The organism is Sphingomonas bacterium (genome assembly GCF_028289855.1).
Lineage (GTDB): Bacteria > Pseudomonadota > Alphaproteobacteria > Sphingomonadales > Sphingomonadaceae > Sphingomonas.
This window is the reverse complement of sequence record NZ_JAQGKZ010000081.1, coordinates 1-13,694: the sequence shown is the minus strand read 5'-3', so window position 1 is coordinate 13,694 and position 13,694 is coordinate 1. Positions and strand designations below refer to the sequence as shown.

The window sequence follows — 13,694 nt, the reverse complement described above, 5'->3', positions numbered from 1 at the left end:
CGATGGCATTTCGTACGATCGGACGGGCGGCGGTGCTGGGCGCTGTGCTGTTGGCGATGGCGCCAACGACGGCGGTTGGCCAGACCGTCAGGCAGCAGCCGCCGGGCAATTCGGGCGACCGCGTGCGCTCGGCGCCCGACCGCGAGGACAATTCGCCGTCGGTAGCTAGCCGCGACAAGGATCGCGGTACACCGACGGTCGATGCCAAATATGACGCCGGAATGGCGGCGATACGGGCGAGAAATCCTGGCCGCGCGGTCGAGTTGATGCGCCCCGTTCTGGCCGATTTCGAGAAGAAATATGCCGGCGAAAAACGCCAGATCTACTGCGCGGTGACGCCCGAACAATCGTCCGCCTATCTCGCGGGCGCCGCGAAGGCCAAGCTGGAGGCGGTCGCGATCGACGCCGGCTGGTGCCGCGCGCAATATGTCACCGGATATGCGCTGATCGACCTCGAGCGCTTGCCCGAGGCGCTGACGACGTTTCAGCGGCTGGTCGCCTACGCGCCGCAGAATTCGCGGTACCTCAACGAACTCGGCTACATCCTGATGAAGCAGAAGAAATGGAAGGAATCACTCGACGCCTACCGCCGGTCGGAGGCGTCGGCCGACCTGACGCCCGATCGGGTCAAGGAGGAACGCTGCCTCGCGCTCAAGGGCATCGGCTACGACCTGGTCGAGCTCGGCGACTACAACGCCGCCGAGGCCGCGTATCGCAAGTGTCTCAACATCAATCCCGAGGACACCGATTCGCCGCGCGAGCTCGAATATATCCAGGAACAGCGCAAGCTGACCGTGTGACGGTCACCCGCGTGACTGCGCGAGGACCTCATACGCCATTACCGCGGTCGCGACCGCCGCGTTGAGGCTGTCCGCCTTGCCCAGCATCGGCATCTTGACCAGCAGGTCGCACTCCGCCTCGTAGCTGTCCGGCAGCCCCTGTGCCTCGTTGCCGGTCAGCAGGAATGTCGGAGCGGTGTAGCAAGCCGCGCGGTAATCCGCGTCCGTCTGCAGGCTGAGCCCGACCAGCTGGCCGGGTCCCGACCGCAGCCATGGCACAAACTCCTCCCAGCCCGCCTGGACGATCGGCACGGTGAACAACGCCCCCATGCTCGCACGCACCGCCTCGACCGAAAACGGGTCGACGCACTCGTCGATCAGGATCAGTCCGCCGGCGCCAACCGCGTCGCCGGTGCGCAGGATCGTGCCGAGATTGCCAGGATCGCGCAGCCGTTCGGCGACCAGCCAAATCGGCGAGGTCGAGCGGTCGAACTGAGCGAGCGACGCGGTGAATTCCGGAAACACGCCGACCACTGCCTGGGTATTATCCTTGCCCGACAATTTTGACAGGATGTCGTGACTGGTTTCGATCGCTTCGCCGCCCGCGTCTTCGACCCCCTCGATCAACACCGCCGCCAGCGGATGCTTCGCGCCCTCTGCGGTGAAGAACAGGTAATGCGGGATTCGCCCGGCCTCGCGCGCTTCGGTCAGGATGCGCAAGCCCTCGGCGAGGAACAGCCCTTCGGCGCGGCGATGCTTCTTGTCGCGCAGGCTGCGGACACGTTTGACGAGCGTGTTGGAGAAGGCGGTGATCCGGCGGGGCATCGACGGGTGCCTAGCGGTTCACGAGACCGCGAGCCACGCGATGTTGCTCCATGGCTGAACAAAAAATTCGCCATCGTGAGCGCCTTGAACGGCGACCCCGATTTCGTCGACCGCGATGATCGCTCGTTCGTTGGGGATCTTCTGGCCGGCAGTGCAAATCCGCACCATCAGCATGTTGTTATTGTCCGCAAGCGCTTTGCGCAGCACTTCGAGCATGGCAAATTCTCCCGATCGAGCGGCTGATCAGTCTTCGCCGAACTTGGCCTCGACGAGTTCGCACAGCACGCCGACCGTCGCTTCGGCGCCGTCGCCGTCGGCGCTGATCGTGATCGTGTCGCCCATCGCCGCGCCGAGCATCATCAGCCCCATGATCGACGTGCCGGTGACGCCGGGTCCGTCCTTAACCACCATCACCTCGACCGGCTGAGTCGAGGCCAATGTCACGAACTTGGCAGAGGCGCGGGCGTGGAGGCCGCGTTTGTTGACGATCTGAACGCTGCGGCTCACCGGCATCAAGCCGCGGCCTCGCCCAGCGCTTCGGATGCCACCGCGATATATTTGCGGCCGGCCTCACGCGCCGCGATCACCGCGTCGAGCACCTTCATCGTCTTGCGCGCCGAGGCAAGGCGGATGAGCATCGGCAGATTGATCCCGGCGATCACTTCGACTCGCCCGCGTTCGAGCAGCGAGATGGCGAGATTCGACGGCGTGCCGCCGAACAAATCGGTCAGCAGGATCACGCCCTTGCCGACTTCCACCTTGGCGATAGCGGCGGCGATGTCGGCGCGGCGCGCCTCCATATCGTCGTCGGGGCCGATCGCGATCGCCTCGACCTGATCCTGCTTTCCGACGACATGTTCCATCGCGGTCACGAATTCGAACGCCAGCCGTCCGTGCGTCACCAATACCAGGCCGATCATGTCCGTCTTTTTATCCCAAACCCGTCCGCGGCGCACCCTCTAGCGAGTCCTGCGGCGCCGCGCCCAAATCACGATGCGTGACCGTGGGCGAAAACCCCGCGCCGCGCAACCGCGCAGCGACTCGCTCCGCGACATGGACCGAGCGATGCCTCCCGCCGGTACAGCCGAACGCGATAGTGATATAGGATTTGCCCTCGGCGCGGTAGCGCGGGAGGAGGAGGAGCAACAAATCCTCGATCTGCGTCATCGCCGCGTCGTAAGCAGGGTCAGCCGCGACATAGGCCGATACGTCCGCGTCGAGCCCGGTGCCGCGCCGCAAAGCGTCGTCCCAATGCGGATTGCGCAGGAAACGCATGTCGAACATCAGATCGGCGTTGCGTGGAACGCCGCGGGCGAAGCCGAACGACATCACCGCCAACGTCGGCTCGCCCAACCCTTCGCCACCAAAGGTCGCGCGGACCTGTTGCGCCAGTTCGTTGGCGCCGAGGTCGGTCGTGTCGATCAACCGGTTGGCCCAGCGACGCAGCGGCGCCAGCAGTTCGCGTTCGCGCGCGATTCCATCCCCAGCCGGACGGTCGAGCGCCAGCGGGTGCCGCCGCCGCGTTTCCGAATAACGCCGTTCGAGCTCCGCCCCGCCGCAATCGAGAAACAGGGTGCCGATGTCGTAGCTGTGATCGTCGCGCAGCTTCTTGATCCGCTTGACGATCCGCTCGGGGTCGAAGTCGCGCGTCCGCGCATCGATCCCCAGCGCCAGCGGGCGCAGATCGTCCTCTGCGCCCTCCGCCGGGGGCGACCCGAGCAGCCGGTCGAGCAAGCGCAGCGGCAGATTGTCGACGGTCTCCCAGCCGAGATCCTCGAGCGTTTTGAGCACGGTCGACTTACCGGCGCCCGACAGCCCGGTAACGAGCAGGATTTCCTTGGCGCCGGTCATGCCTCGGCTCCGCACAAATGCTTCAGCGCCAGTTCGACCTTGATCGCGGCGGACGCTGACCGTGGGTCGATCGCCACCGAGCGAACCCCGACCCCGGCAATGCTTCTAACCTCTTCGTCCAGCGGCATCCGCTCGGGCGAGTCGGTCAAGCGAACGACTAACGCGACGCGAACCTTGTCGGCGTGGGGGAGCGGGACGATACCCAGGCCGCGTACCTCGATCTGTCCGGCGATGGTGGCGGGGGGCGAGGCGATCAGCCCGCCGTCGGCGCGGGTCAGCAAGGTATAGTCGTCGCTGATCAACGTCGCGCCGCGATCGATCATGCGAAGCGCTAGATCGGACTTGCCCGCGCCCGAGGCACCCTCGATCAGCACCGCGCGATCGCCGATCGCGATGCTGGAGACGTGAAGCGTTTCGGAGGACGGAACGGCGATGGCGAGCCTCCTACAGAGATGGCGCGAGCGGTAGCCGGACCACGAACCGCGCCCCGCTGAGCCGGTCGTCGCGCGATTCCACCACGATATTGCCCTGATGCCCCTCGACGATCGTCCGCGCAATGGCCAGGCCGAGCCCCGAATGCTTGCCGAATTCCTCCGTTTCGGGGCGAATCGACTGGAACCGATTGAACACCGATTCGCGCGCTTCGGCCGGCACGCCTGGTCCTTCGTCCTCGACCCTTACCGCCAGATCGCTCCCCTCGACCACCGCGCCAACGATGATCAGCCCATTGTCGGGAGAGAAGGACACGGCATTCTCGAAGAGATTCTCGAACACCCGCTCCAGCCGGGCGCCTTCACCCATCACCAGCCGCCGTCCGCTCACCTGATTGTCGAAGCGGATTCGCACGCCGCGTTCGATCCCCCGGTCGGTGCGTTGCGCGATAAGCCCCTCGACCATCGCGGCGACATCGACCTCATCGAACTTTGCGCGGCTTAACTGGGCATCTAGCCGAGACGCCTCGGCGATGTCGGTGATCAGCCGGTCGAGCCGGTGGACGTCGTCGCGCAGGATCGCCATCAACCGCTCGCGCAACGCCGGATCCTGAACCGACTCGAGACCTTCAAGCGCCGATCGCATCGAGGCGAGCGGATTCTTCATCTCGTGCGCGACGTCTGCGGCGAACGCCTCTGTCGCGTCGATCCGTGCGCGCAGTGCTTGGCTCATGTCGCTCAGCGCGCGCGCCAGGCTGCCGATCTCGTCGCGCCGCGACGGAAGGCGCGGGACGACCACTTCGCGCGCGCGCCCCAGCCGGACGCGGACTGCCGCACGCGCCAGTCGCCGCAGGGGGCGCACGATCGTCCGCGCCAGGAACAGCGAGAGGAAGATCGAGACCAATGCGACGATCGCCAGCACCACGCTCAACCGGAACCGCTCGCTGCGCACGGTCTGGGTGATGTCGCGGGCATTGGCCGTGGTCATCACAACCTCGCCATCGCCGAGCGCGGCCGCGGCGGTGATGACCGGCGTGCGGTCGGGCGCGCGCCATACCGTGGCGGGAGCGGTCGGGGACGTGCGCGCGGTCCGCACGTCGGGCCATTCGCCGCCCGCGCGGCGCTCGCGATAGAGCGGCGCGCGCGGCGCGTTGACGACCGTATCGATCATCGCGTCGAGGAAGCGCGCGGCCTGGAGCTGCCAGCCCTGCGTGGTGGGATCGATCAGCTGGACGTTGCGCAGCCCCATCGCGCGCGTATCGCCTGCCAGTGTGCCGTCGGGCTTGAACAGGCGGATGCGCGTGCCGGTGTCGCGCGCCAGTTGCAGCGCCAAGGTCCCGCGATGTTCCGGCGACGCCGCATTCATCGCGGCGGCGATCAGCCGCGCCTCGCGGCTGGCCTGGGCGCCACGGGCGTCCAGAATCCGGCTGCGGTACGAATCGAGATAGAAGAACCCGCCCGCCAACAACGCCAACGCAAAGATATTAAGCGCCAGGATTCGCGTGGTGAGCGAAATCCGCCCCGACCAGCGCAGCGACAGGTCGCCGCCGCTGCCGTCATCGCCGTTGGGGTCAATCCTCCGAAAAACGGTAGCCAGCGCCATACAATGTTTCGATTGCGTCGAAGTCGCCGTCGACCTCACGGAATTTGCGGCGCACGCGCTTGATGTGGCTGTCGATGGTGCGATCGTCGACATAGATGTCGTCCTGATACGCCGCGTCCATCAACTGGTTGCGTGTCTTGACCACGCCGGGACGCTGCGCGAGCGCCTCAAGGATCAGGAATTCGGTGACGGTCAGCGTGACGATGTCGCCGCTCCACATCACGCGATGCCGCGCCGGGTCCATTTGCAGCCGGCCGCGATCGATCAGCGTTTCGGCGGCGGGTTCTTCGCCGTTCGCGATTGCGTGGCTGGCGTCGGTGCGGCGCAGGATCGCGCGGATCCGGGCGATCAGCAGGCGCTGGCTGAACGGCTTGGCGATGTAATCGTCGGCGCCCATTGCGAGACCGAGCGCCTCGTCGAGCTCGTCATCTTTGCTGGTCAGGAAGATCACGGGAATCTGGCTCTTCTCGCGCAGCCGCCTCAGCAGTTCGAGCCCATCCATCCGCGGCATCTTGACGTCGAAGATCGCGAGATCGGGCGGGTTGTCGATCAGCGCCTTCAGCGCGGTCTCGCCATCCGAATAGACACGAGTGAGGAAACCCTCCGTCTGGAGCGCGATCGACACCGAGGTCAGAATGTTGCGATCGTCATCGACGAGCGCGATCGTAGCCGTCATGCGCCGTGGGGTAGAGGAAAGGGTCCCCGCGCTCAATGGCCGGTTTGACGGCGATTGGGTCGGGGGATATGGGCGCGCTCATCCTCCTGCATACGTATGCGGGACCATTCAGACGCTTGAGGAATTTATCGTGAGTGAGCGTATTCCGGACGCCGGGCTCGAATCGCAAGGCATCGAGACTCGCGCCGACCTTCACTGGAACCTGGTCACGGCTCGGCTGGTCGACGCCGCCGTCCGCCGCGGCGAGGGCAAGCTGAGTTCCGACGGGCCGCTGGTCGTCGAGACCGGTCGGCACACCGGCCGTTCCGCGCAGGACAAGTTCATCGTCCGCGACGCCGAAACCGACTCGACCGTGTGGTGGGGCAAGTCGAACAAGGCGATGAGCCCCGAGCATTTTGCCGCGCTCAAGGCCGATTTCATGGCCGCGCTGCGCGACAAGGAAGACCTTTACATCCAGGATTTGTTCGGCGGATCGCAGCCGGAATACCGGGTCAACGTGCGCGTCGTGACCGAGCTTGCCTGGCACAACCTGTTCATCCGCACGATGCTGGTCCGCCCCGAGGAGCACGAGCTCAAGAACTTCGCGGCCGAATATACCATCGTCGACCTGCCGAGCTTCCGCGCCGATCCGTCGAAGCACGGCACGCGCGGCGAGACGGTGATCGCGGTCAACTATTCCGAGAAGCTAATCCTGATCGGCGGCACGCGCTATGCCGGCGAGATGAAGAAATCGGTGTTCGGGCTGCTCAACTATCTGCTCCCGCCGACCGGCGTTATGCCGATGCACTGCTCGGCGAACATGGGCGCCGACGGGTCGACCGCGGTGTTCTTCGGCCTGTCGGGCACCGGCAAGACCACCCTTAGCGCCGACGCCAGCCGAACCTTGATCGGCGACGACGAGCACGGCTGGTCCGACGACGCGGTGTTCAATTTCGAGGGCGGTTGCTACGCCAAGATGATCCGCCTGTCGGCCGATGCCGAGCCCGAAATCTTCGCGACGACCAAGCGTTTCGGCACGGTGCTCGAGAATGTCGTGATGGACCCGGTCACGCGCCAGCTCGACCTCGACGACAACAGCCTCGCGGAGAATAGCCGGGGCGCCTATCCGATCGATTTTATCCCCAATTCGTCCGAAAAGAACATGGGCGGCGTGCCCAGGAACATCGTGATGCTCACCGCCGACGCGTACGGTGTGCTGCCCCCGATCGCCAAGCTGACCCCCGACCAGGCGATGTACCATTTCCTGTCGGGCTACACCGCGCGCGTCGCCGGCACCGAGATCGGCGTGACCGAACCCGACGCGACCTTCTCGACCTGTTTCGGCGCGCCGTTCATGCCGCGCCATCCGTCGGTCTACGGCAATTTGCTCAAGGAGCGGATCGCCAAGGGCGGGGTCGATTGCTGGCTGGTCAACACCGGTTGGACCGGGGGCAAGTACGGTGTCGGCAACCGCATGCCGATCAAGGCGACGCGTGCGTTGCTCAACGCGGCGATCGACGGCAGCCTCAACAGCGCCGAATTCCGCACCGACCCCAATTTCGGGTTCCAGGTGCCGGTCGCGGTGCCGGGCGTCGACAGCGCGATCCTCGATCCGCGCGAAACTTGGGCGAACAAGGCCGAATACGACACGACCGCGGCGAAGCTGGTCGATCTGTTCGTCGAGAATTTCGCGCAATTCGCGGATCACGTCGACGAAGGGGTGCGACAATCCGCCCCCCGGACCCCCGCCACCGTCTAATTCGGCCCGTCGCCATCGTCGGGCCTCCAAACTGGAAGCCCGACCATGACCGACCGTTCGATCCGTTTCTTCGCCGACGATGCTGCCGTCCGCCATGTGGGGGAGGGGTTACTCGCGCGCGCGCTTCCCAGGGCGGAATGGACGCACGAGGCGCACCTCGCGTCCTGCCTATGGTTGCTCGTCGAGCGGCCGGATATCGATCCCGATCGCGATCTCCGTTCGATCATTTCGCGGTACAACGAGTCGGTCGGTGGGGTGAACGACGAGACGCAGGGCTACCATCACACGATCACGCTGACCTTCCTCGGCGGCGTCCGTCGTTTCCTCGCGCGCACCGATCCGGCGCTGCCGCTTGCTGCAAAGGTCAACGCGTTGCTTGCCTCGCCAGAAGGACGCCGCGACTGGCCGCTGAAATTGTATTCCCCCGTCCGGCTCTTCTCGGTTGCGGCCAGAATGGGATATGTCGCGCCCGATCTTCCTTCCTAGTGATCCCGCATCAGGCTATCGACGCTGTCGGAGCCTCTTGCTCCTACTCAACCGATAAGGACTGCGCCCATGTCGTTCCTCGATGGCATTCTCAGCCAAGTCACCTCGAACGTCGATATCAAGAACCTCGCGGCGAAGGTCGGCATCTCGCCCGAGCAAGCCGAAGCAGCGGTCGCTGCATTGGCCAAGGCGCATCCCGAGCCGGGCAACACGGTCGACAGCGCCGCGGCATCGACCGGTCTCGATTCGGGCATCCTCAGCCAGATCGTCGGCCATATCGGCGGCGAGGGCGCGCTCGGTCAGTTCGCCAGCATGCTTGGCGGAGCAGGCGATGCCGAAGGTGGCGGCATCATGGACAAGCTGGGCGGGCTCGCCGGCGGCCTGTTCGGCGGCGGCAAGAGCTAGGCGAGCGGCTCTACCAGCAACACGCCCCCGGTCGCGCCCGTGATCTTCACGCGCGCGCCGGCGGGCATGTCCGGCCCCTTGGCGGTCCAGGCGCCGTCGCCAACCCGCACCCGGCCTTCGCCGCCGACAATCGGTTCGCTCACCTCGACCGTCTTGCCGATCAGCTTGGACGTGCGCTCATTGAGGTGGTGCGAGGTCGCGGTCGATCGATCGCGGTGATACCAGCGCCGGCCGATAGCGACCGCCACGCCGCTGAAGACCGCGAACATCAACGCCTGGACGACCGGTTGCAGATCGGGCGCCGCCAGCATGATGAACCCGGTCACCGCCGCGCCCGCCGCGACGAAGATCAGGAAGAAGCCCGGCGCGGCTAGTTCCATGATTGCCAGCACCAGCGCCGCGGCAAGCCACAGTGCGCCGATGCTGAAGTCGATACCGAACAGGGTCATTGCGGATTCCTCGTGCGCGGCACGGTGACGCTGCCCGGCGACAGGCCGCCATCACCCAGTGCTTCCTTGGCCAGCTCGCCGATCCCGCCGAGCGTGCCCATCAACTGAGTCGCCTCGACCGGGAACAGGATCGTCTTGGCGTTGGGCGAGGTGGCGAACATGCCGATCGCCTCGACATATTTCTGCGCGATGAAATAGTTGATCGCCTGGACGCTGCCGCCTTCGATCGCGTCCGACACCGCCTTGGTCGCGGCAGCCTCGGCTTGCGCGGACCGTTCGCGCGCCTCGGCGTCGCGGAACGCGGCTTCCTTGCGGCCTTCCGCCTCCAGGATCTGCGCCTGTTTCAGGCCTTCGGCGCGGTTGATCTCGTTCTGCCGCGCCGCTTCGGATTCGAGGATCGTCGCGCGCTTTTCGCGCTCAGCCTTCATCTGGCGAGTCATCGCGTTGACGATGTCGGCGGGCGGGCGGATGTCCTTCAGCTCGACGCGGGTAATCTTGACGCCCCACGCCTCGGTCGCGTGATCGACCACAGATAGCAGCCGGGCGTTGATCTCGTCGCGCTTCGAGAGAAGCTCGTCGAGGTCCATCGAGCCCATCACGGTGCGCAGGTTGGTGGTCGCGAGTTGCATGATCGCAACGTAGAGGTCGCTGACTTCGTATGCCGCCTTGGCGGCGTCGAGCACTTGGAAGAACACCACGCCGTCGACCGCGACCATCGCGTTGTCCTTGGTGATAATCTCTTGCCCCGGAATGTCGAGCACTTGCTCCATCATGTTTACGCGACGGCCAATCCGGTCGAAGAACGGGATAATGATGGTCAGGCCCGGCTGCGCGACATTGGTGAACTTGCCGAAGCGCTCGACAGTATATTGATACCCCTGACGCACGACCTTGATGCTGCTGAGCAGGTAGATCAGTACCACGAAAGCGACGAGTGCGGCGATGACGAGACCCATGAGACTCCCCCGAGACGACGTGCCGGCACGGCGCCGGTTTCCCGCCGATATTAGCAGAACCGCAGCGCCGTTATAGCGAAATGCGACATCGCCGGGCGGGTGGGCTGGCGCGCGGAGGGGACGTTGTTTACATGGACCGCCAACCTTCGATTCGACAGATTGGCGTACCCCCAATGGATATCCGGCTCGGCCTGACCTTCGACGACGTTCTGCTGGTTCCGGCAGAATCCGAAGTCCTGCCGAGCGAGGCAAACACCGCGACCCGGCTGACTCGCGACATTTCGCTCGCGATTCCGGTCATTTCGTCGGCGATGGATACCGTCACCGAAGCCGATATGGCGATCGTCATGGCGCAATTGGGCGGGATCGGTGTGCTTCACCGCAATCTGTCGGTCGAGGAGCAGGTCGCCGCAGTGCGCGCGGTCAAGCGCTACGAAAGCGGCATGGTGGTCAACCCGATCACGATCACGCCGTCCGCGACGCTGGCCGAGGCGCGCGCGCTGATGACGCATCACAAGATCAGCGGCATTCCGGTAACCGAAGCAAACGGCAAGCTGGTCGGCATCCTGACCAATCGCGACGTCCGCTTCGCGGGCAATCCCAACCAGCCGGTCAGCGAGTTGATGACCAGCGAGAACTTGGCAACCGCCGCGATTGGTGTGGGCCACGAGCAGGCGCGTTCCTTGCTGCACCAGCGGCGGATCGAGAAACTGATCGTGGTCGACGACGCCTATCGCTGCGTCGGGCTCATCACCGTCAAGGACATCGAAAAGGCGGTCAATTACCCCGACGCGACCAAGGATCCGACCGGCCGCCTCCGCGTCGCCGCCGCAACGACGGTTGGCGACAAAGGTTATGATCGCACTGCGGCATTGGTCGATGCCGAGGTCGACCTGGTGGTCATCGACACCGCGCATGGCCACAACCGCGACGTCGCGCGCGCGGTCGAGCGGGTGAAGAAGCTGAGCAATTCGGTCCAGGTGATCGCGGGCAATATCGCGACCGCCGAGGCGGCGAAGGCGCTGATCGGCGCGGGCGCGGACGGGATCAAGGTCGGGATAGGTCCGGGATCGATCTGCACAACGCGCGTCGTTGCGGGCGTCGGCGTGCCGCAACTGACGGCGGTAATCGACTGCGCCGAGGAAGCCGCCAAATCGGGTGTCCCGGTGATCGCCGATGGCGGCATCCGTACCTCGGGCGACATGGCCAAGGCGCTGGCGGCGGGCGCATCGACCTGCATGATCGGATCGCTGCTCGCCGGGACCGAGGAAGCGCCGGGCGAGACGTTTCTGTACCAAGGCCGCGCGTACAAATCCTATCGCGGCATGGGATCGGTCGGCGCGATGGGCCGCGGATCGGCCGATCGTTATTTCCAGGGCGACATAAAGGACCAGATGAAACTGGTGCCCGAAGGCATTGAGGGCCAGGTCGCGTTCAAGGGCCCGGCGCGCGACGTCATCCACCAGCTGGTCGGCGGCATCCGCGCCGCGATGGGCTATACCGGCTCGCGAACGTTGGAAGACCTCAAGCAACGCGCGCGCTTCGTGCAGATCACGGGGGCGGGGTTGAGCGAAAGCCATGTTCACGACGTGACGATCACGCGCGAAGCCCCGAATTACCCCACGCGATGACGCCCGCCGCGCGCACGCAGGCGGCCGTCGAGATTCTCGATCAGATCATCGACGCGGCAAGGGCAGGCGGGGCGGCGGGCGACACGTTGATCGCGCGCTACTTCGCGACGCGGCGCTATGCCGGGTCGAAGGACCGGCGCGCGGTGCGTGAATTGGTCTATGCCGCGATCCGCCGCGCGGGCGAGATACCGGAGAGTGGCCGAGCGGCAATGGTGGGACTGGCGCGTGAGGACGAAACGATCGCGGCGACGTTCGACGGACTAGGGCATGGTCCCGCGGCGATTGCGACGGATGAACCTGCCAGCAAGTCCGGTACCGCGCCGGCATGGATCGGCAAGCGTTTCAGAGTGTCGGAGATCGACCCGGTCGAAGCAGCCGCACTGGTCGAGCGCGCGCCGCTCGATTTGCGTGTAAACGTGCTTAAGGATGGAGGCCACGCCAACCTGTACTCCGAACTCGGCGCGGAGCCGATCGCCGGTCTGCCGAACGCGCTACGCTTGCCCTCGGGCACGTCGATCGAAGCGACCGACGCGTTCCGCGAGGGGCTGGTCGAGGTGCAGGATGCGGGCAGCCAGATGGTGACGCTCGCCGCCAAGGCCGCACCCGGCATGGCGGTAATCGATCTGTGCGCAGGTGCGGGCGGCAAGTCCCTCGCACTGGCCGCCGCGATGGCGAATGAAGGAGATATTCTCGCTACCGACACCGATCGCGGGCGCCTGTCACGGCTTCCGCAACGCGCAGGGCGCGCTGGCGTTTCGATCATCGAAACCCGCTTGCTCAACCCGAATAGCGAAACCGAAGCGCTGGCCGACTGGACCGCGCGCGCAGACGTCGTACTGATCGACGCGCCGTGCTCGGGCACCGGCACGTGGCGGCGAAATCCGGAGGCGCGCTGGCGGCTGACCCCGGCACGGATCGAACGGCTGGTCGATACCCAGCGGCGCCTGCTCAGTATCGCCGCACCGTTGGTCAAGCCGGGCGGCGCGTTGGTTTATATCGTCTGCTCGCTGCTCGACGAAGAAGGGTCGGGGCAGATTACCCGCTTCCTGTCGGGCCATCCCGGCTGGAATGCCGAGCAGTCAATTCCATTCGGCCGTCCGCGCGGCGAAGGCGTGCGACTGACCCCGGCGCACGACCATACCGACGGCTTTTTTGTCGCGCGCCTCGTGCGGCCATGCTAGCCGGCTGACACTGTGCCCCGAGTGGAGACGATCATGCGCCTGTTCCCCGCTGCGCTCGCTGTTGCCTTTGCGGCGCTGAGCGTTTCGACGTCGCTGCATGGCCAGCCAGCCGATGCGCCGGTCGATGCCAGGTCGATGGCCTTGCTGGCGCAAGGGCGTGCGGCGGCGGCGGCGGGCAATCTTGAGGCGGCGACCGACTTGATCGAAACCGCGCTGGCAGTCGATCCGCGCAACCGTGCGGCGTTTATCGAATTGGCAAGTGTCGCCGAGCGCCAGGCGCTGCCGGGTAAGGCGATCCGGCTTTACCGTGAGGCGTTGCTGATCGAGCCTAACGATCCCGCCGCATTACGTGGTCAGGGCGAGGCGCTGGTCGCCAAGGGCGCCCTGGGCCCCGCGCGGGAGAATTTGGCGAAGATCAGGACACTGTGCGGCAAGAAGCCGTGTCCCGATGCCGTTTCGTTGGCGGCGAGCATCACCAAGGGCCCGCCGCCCAGCGCGACGCCGACGAAAGTACCGGAAACCGCCGACGCTAAGTAAGCGCGCGCGCCAAGGTGACGAATTCGGCGACCGATAGCGTCTCGGCGCGGCGCGACGAATCTATGCCGATTGCCGACAACGCTTCGATCGCGCCGGGCATGCTTTTGAGGCTCTGCCGCAACATCTTGCGCCGCTGACCGAACGCC

The 13,694-nt window shown here is 65.7% G+C and carries 17 protein-coding genes and 1 pseudogene; 7 read left to right on the top strand and 11 right to left on the bottom strand.

What is annotated here, in order from left to right; translation table 11 throughout:
• Nucleotides 1-2 precede the first annotated feature (2 nt).
• The gene (locus tag JWM94_RS09565; RefSeq protein ID WP_299425648.1) at nt 3-800 is read left to right on the top strand and encodes a tetratricopeptide repeat protein; all 798 of its coding nucleotides are present in this window, start codon (nt 3-5) and stop codon (nt 798-800) included.
• Between the two features lie 3 nt (nt 801-803).
• Here JWM94_RS09565 and JWM94_RS09560 read toward each other — a convergent pair whose 3' ends face one another.
• From JWM94_RS09560 to JWM94_RS09525, 8 genes are read right to left on the bottom strand one after another with little or no spacing between them, the layout of a single operon-like run.
• Nucleotides 804-1,604, bottom strand: a complete 801-nt coding sequence (locus tag JWM94_RS09560; RefSeq protein ID WP_299425643.1) for an RNA methyltransferase — start codon at nt 1,602-1,604, stop codon at nt 804-806.
• Nucleotides 1,605-1,622: 18 nt separating this feature from the next.
• Complete coding sequence (locus JWM94_RS09555) at nt 1,623-1,820, bottom strand: hypothetical protein (RefSeq protein WP_299425640.1); 198 nt, start codon at nt 1,818-1,820, stop codon at nt 1,623-1,625.
• A gap of 27 nt (nt 1,821-1,847) precedes the next feature.
• Entirely contained in the window at nt 1,848-2,117 is a 270-nt protein-coding gene (locus JWM94_RS09550) for an HPr family phosphocarrier protein (RefSeq protein WP_299425637.1), read from the bottom strand.
• Nucleotides 2,117-2,524, bottom strand: a complete 408-nt coding sequence (locus tag JWM94_RS09545) for a PTS sugar transporter subunit IIA (RefSeq protein WP_299425633.1) — start codon at nt 2,522-2,524, stop codon at nt 2,117-2,119. Before JWM94_RS09545 ends, JWM94_RS09550 begins: the two co-directional genes overlap by 1 nt.
• A gap of 10 nt (nt 2,525-2,534) precedes the next feature.
• Complete coding sequence (gene rapZ / locus JWM94_RS09540; protein ID WP_299425630.1) at nt 2,535-3,455, bottom strand: RNase adapter RapZ; 921 nt, start codon at nt 3,453-3,455, stop codon at nt 2,535-2,537.
• Nucleotides 3,452-3,889 carry an HPr kinase/phosphorylase gene (locus JWM94_RS09535; RefSeq protein ID WP_299425728.1) on the bottom strand — a complete coding sequence of 146 codons (438 nt, stop codon included), beginning with the start codon at nt 3,887-3,889 and terminating at the stop codon, nt 3,452-3,454. The genes rapZ and JWM94_RS09535 overlap by 4 nt, the downstream gene beginning before the upstream one ends.
• A 10-nt stretch (nt 3,890-3,899) precedes the next feature.
• Complete coding sequence (locus tag JWM94_RS09530) at nt 3,900-5,489, bottom strand: stimulus-sensing domain-containing protein (protein ID WP_299425626.1); 1,590 nt, start codon at nt 5,487-5,489, stop codon at nt 3,900-3,902.
• Nucleotides 5,458-6,165: a response regulator transcription factor gene (locus JWM94_RS09525; protein WP_299425621.1), complete on the bottom strand. Its 708-nt coding sequence runs from the start codon at nt 6,163-6,165 to the stop codon at nt 5,458-5,460. The genes JWM94_RS09530 and JWM94_RS09525 overlap by 32 nt, the downstream gene beginning before the upstream one ends.
• Nucleotides 6,166-6,295: 130 nt before the next feature.
• On the opposite strand from JWM94_RS09525, the gene JWM94_RS09520 reads away from it, so the two are divergent.
• From JWM94_RS09520 to JWM94_RS09510, 3 genes are all read left to right on the top strand, one after another.
• The gene (locus JWM94_RS09520; RefSeq protein WP_299425616.1) at nt 6,296-7,903 is read left to right on the top strand and encodes a phosphoenolpyruvate carboxykinase; all 1,608 of its coding nucleotides are present in this window, start codon (nt 6,296-6,298) and stop codon (nt 7,901-7,903) included.
• Between the two features lie 45 nt (nt 7,904-7,948).
• The gene (locus JWM94_RS09515; RefSeq protein ID WP_299425613.1) at nt 7,949-8,389 is read left to right on the top strand and encodes a hypothetical protein; all 441 of its coding nucleotides are present in this window, start codon (nt 7,949-7,951) and stop codon (nt 8,387-8,389) included.
• A 69-nt stretch (nt 8,390-8,458) separates the two neighbouring features.
• Entirely contained in the window at nt 8,459-8,794 is a 336-nt protein-coding gene (locus JWM94_RS09510; protein ID WP_299425610.1) for a hypothetical protein, read from the top strand.
• Here the strand turns inward: JWM94_RS09510 and JWM94_RS09505 are convergent.
• Together JWM94_RS09505 and JWM94_RS09500 are read right to left on the bottom strand one after the other, a co-directional pair.
• On the bottom strand, nt 8,791-9,243 hold the full coding sequence (locus tag JWM94_RS09505) for an NfeD family protein (protein WP_299425606.1): 453 nt from the start codon (nt 9,241-9,243) through the stop codon (nt 8,791-8,793). The two genes, JWM94_RS09510 and JWM94_RS09505, sit on opposite strands and share 4 nt — an antisense overlap.
• Nucleotides 9,240-10,199 (bottom strand): SPFH domain-containing protein, encoded by a 960-nt coding sequence (locus tag JWM94_RS09500; RefSeq protein WP_299425603.1) that lies wholly within the window; start codon nt 10,197-10,199, stop codon nt 9,240-9,242. Before JWM94_RS09500 ends, JWM94_RS09505 begins: the two co-directional genes overlap by 4 nt.
• Before the next feature lie 173 nt (nt 10,200-10,372).
• On the opposite strand from JWM94_RS09500, the gene guaB reads away from it, so the two are divergent.
• Genes guaB through JWM94_RS09485 form a run of 3 tightly spaced genes read left to right on the top strand, consistent with a single transcriptional unit; the run spans nt 10,373 to nt 13,548 of the window.
• Nucleotides 10,373-11,830, top strand: a complete 1,458-nt coding sequence (guaB, locus tag JWM94_RS09495; protein ID WP_299425598.1) for an IMP dehydrogenase — start codon at nt 10,373-10,375, stop codon at nt 11,828-11,830.
• Nucleotides 11,827-13,011: an RsmB/NOP family class I SAM-dependent RNA methyltransferase gene (locus JWM94_RS09490; RefSeq protein WP_299425595.1), complete on the top strand. Its 1,185-nt coding sequence runs from the start codon at nt 11,827-11,829 to the stop codon at nt 13,009-13,011. The genes guaB and JWM94_RS09490 overlap by 4 nt, the downstream gene beginning before the upstream one ends.
• Nucleotides 13,012-13,044: 33 nt before the next feature.
• Complete coding sequence (locus tag JWM94_RS09485; protein ID WP_299425592.1) at nt 13,045-13,548, top strand: tetratricopeptide repeat protein; 504 nt, start codon at nt 13,045-13,047, stop codon at nt 13,546-13,548.
• Here the strand turns inward: JWM94_RS09485 and JWM94_RS09480 are convergent.
• Nucleotides 13,541-13,694, bottom strand: a pseudogene (locus JWM94_RS09480) (16S rRNA (adenine(1518)-N(6)/adenine(1519)-N(6))-dimethyltransferase); the annotation flags it as partial. The gene JWM94_RS09485 and the pseudogene JWM94_RS09480 sit on opposite strands and share 8 nt — an antisense overlap.

Bases quoted from the DNA above. Each gene is read 5' to 3' on its own strand.
- JWM94_RS09565 (WP_299425648.1), top strand. From the start codon at position 3: ATGGCATTTCGTACGATCGGACGGGCGGCGGTGCTGGGCGCTGTGCTG.
- JWM94_RS09560 (WP_299425643.1), bottom strand. From the start codon at position 1,604: ATGCCCCGCCGGATCACCGCCTTCTCCAACACGCTCGTCAAACGTGTC.
- JWM94_RS09555 (WP_299425640.1), bottom strand. From the start codon at position 1,820: ATGCTCGAAGTGCTGCGCAAAGCGCTTGCGGACAATAACAACATGCTG.
- JWM94_RS09550 (WP_299425637.1), bottom strand. From the start codon at position 2,117: ATGCCGGTGAGCCGCAGCGTTCAGATCGTCAACAAACGCGGCCTCCAC.
- JWM94_RS09545 (WP_299425633.1), bottom strand. From the start codon at position 2,524: ATGATCGGCCTGGTATTGGTGACGCACGGACGGCTGGCGTTCGAATTC.
- rapZ (WP_299425630.1), bottom strand. From the start codon at position 3,455: ATGACCGGCGCCAAGGAAATCCTGCTCGTTACCGGGCTGTCGGGCGCC.
- JWM94_RS09530 (WP_299425626.1), bottom strand. From the start codon at position 5,489: ATGGCGCTGGCTACCGTTTTTCGGAGGATTGACCCCAACGGCGATGAC.
- JWM94_RS09525 (WP_299425621.1), bottom strand. From the start codon at position 6,165: ATGACGGCTACGATCGCGCTCGTCGATGACGATCGCAACATTCTGACC.
- JWM94_RS09515 (WP_299425613.1), top strand. From the start codon at position 7,949: ATGACCGACCGTTCGATCCGTTTCTTCGCCGACGATGCTGCCGTCCGC.
- JWM94_RS09510 (WP_299425610.1), top strand. From the start codon at position 8,459: ATGTCGTTCCTCGATGGCATTCTCAGCCAAGTCACCTCGAACGTCGAT.
- JWM94_RS09505 (WP_299425606.1), bottom strand. From the start codon at position 9,243: ATGACCCTGTTCGGTATCGACTTCAGCATCGGCGCACTGTGGCTTGCC.
- JWM94_RS09500 (WP_299425603.1), bottom strand. From the start codon at position 10,199: ATGGGTCTCGTCATCGCCGCACTCGTCGCTTTCGTGGTACTGATCTAC.
- guaB (WP_299425598.1), top strand. From the start codon at position 10,373: ATGGATATCCGGCTCGGCCTGACCTTCGACGACGTTCTGCTGGTTCCG.
- JWM94_RS09490 (WP_299425595.1), top strand. From the start codon at position 11,827: ATGACGCCCGCCGCGCGCACGCAGGCGGCCGTCGAGATTCTCGATCAG.
- JWM94_RS09485 (WP_299425592.1), top strand. From the start codon at position 13,045: ATGCGCCTGTTCCCCGCTGCGCTCGCTGTTGCCTTTGCGGCGCTGAGC.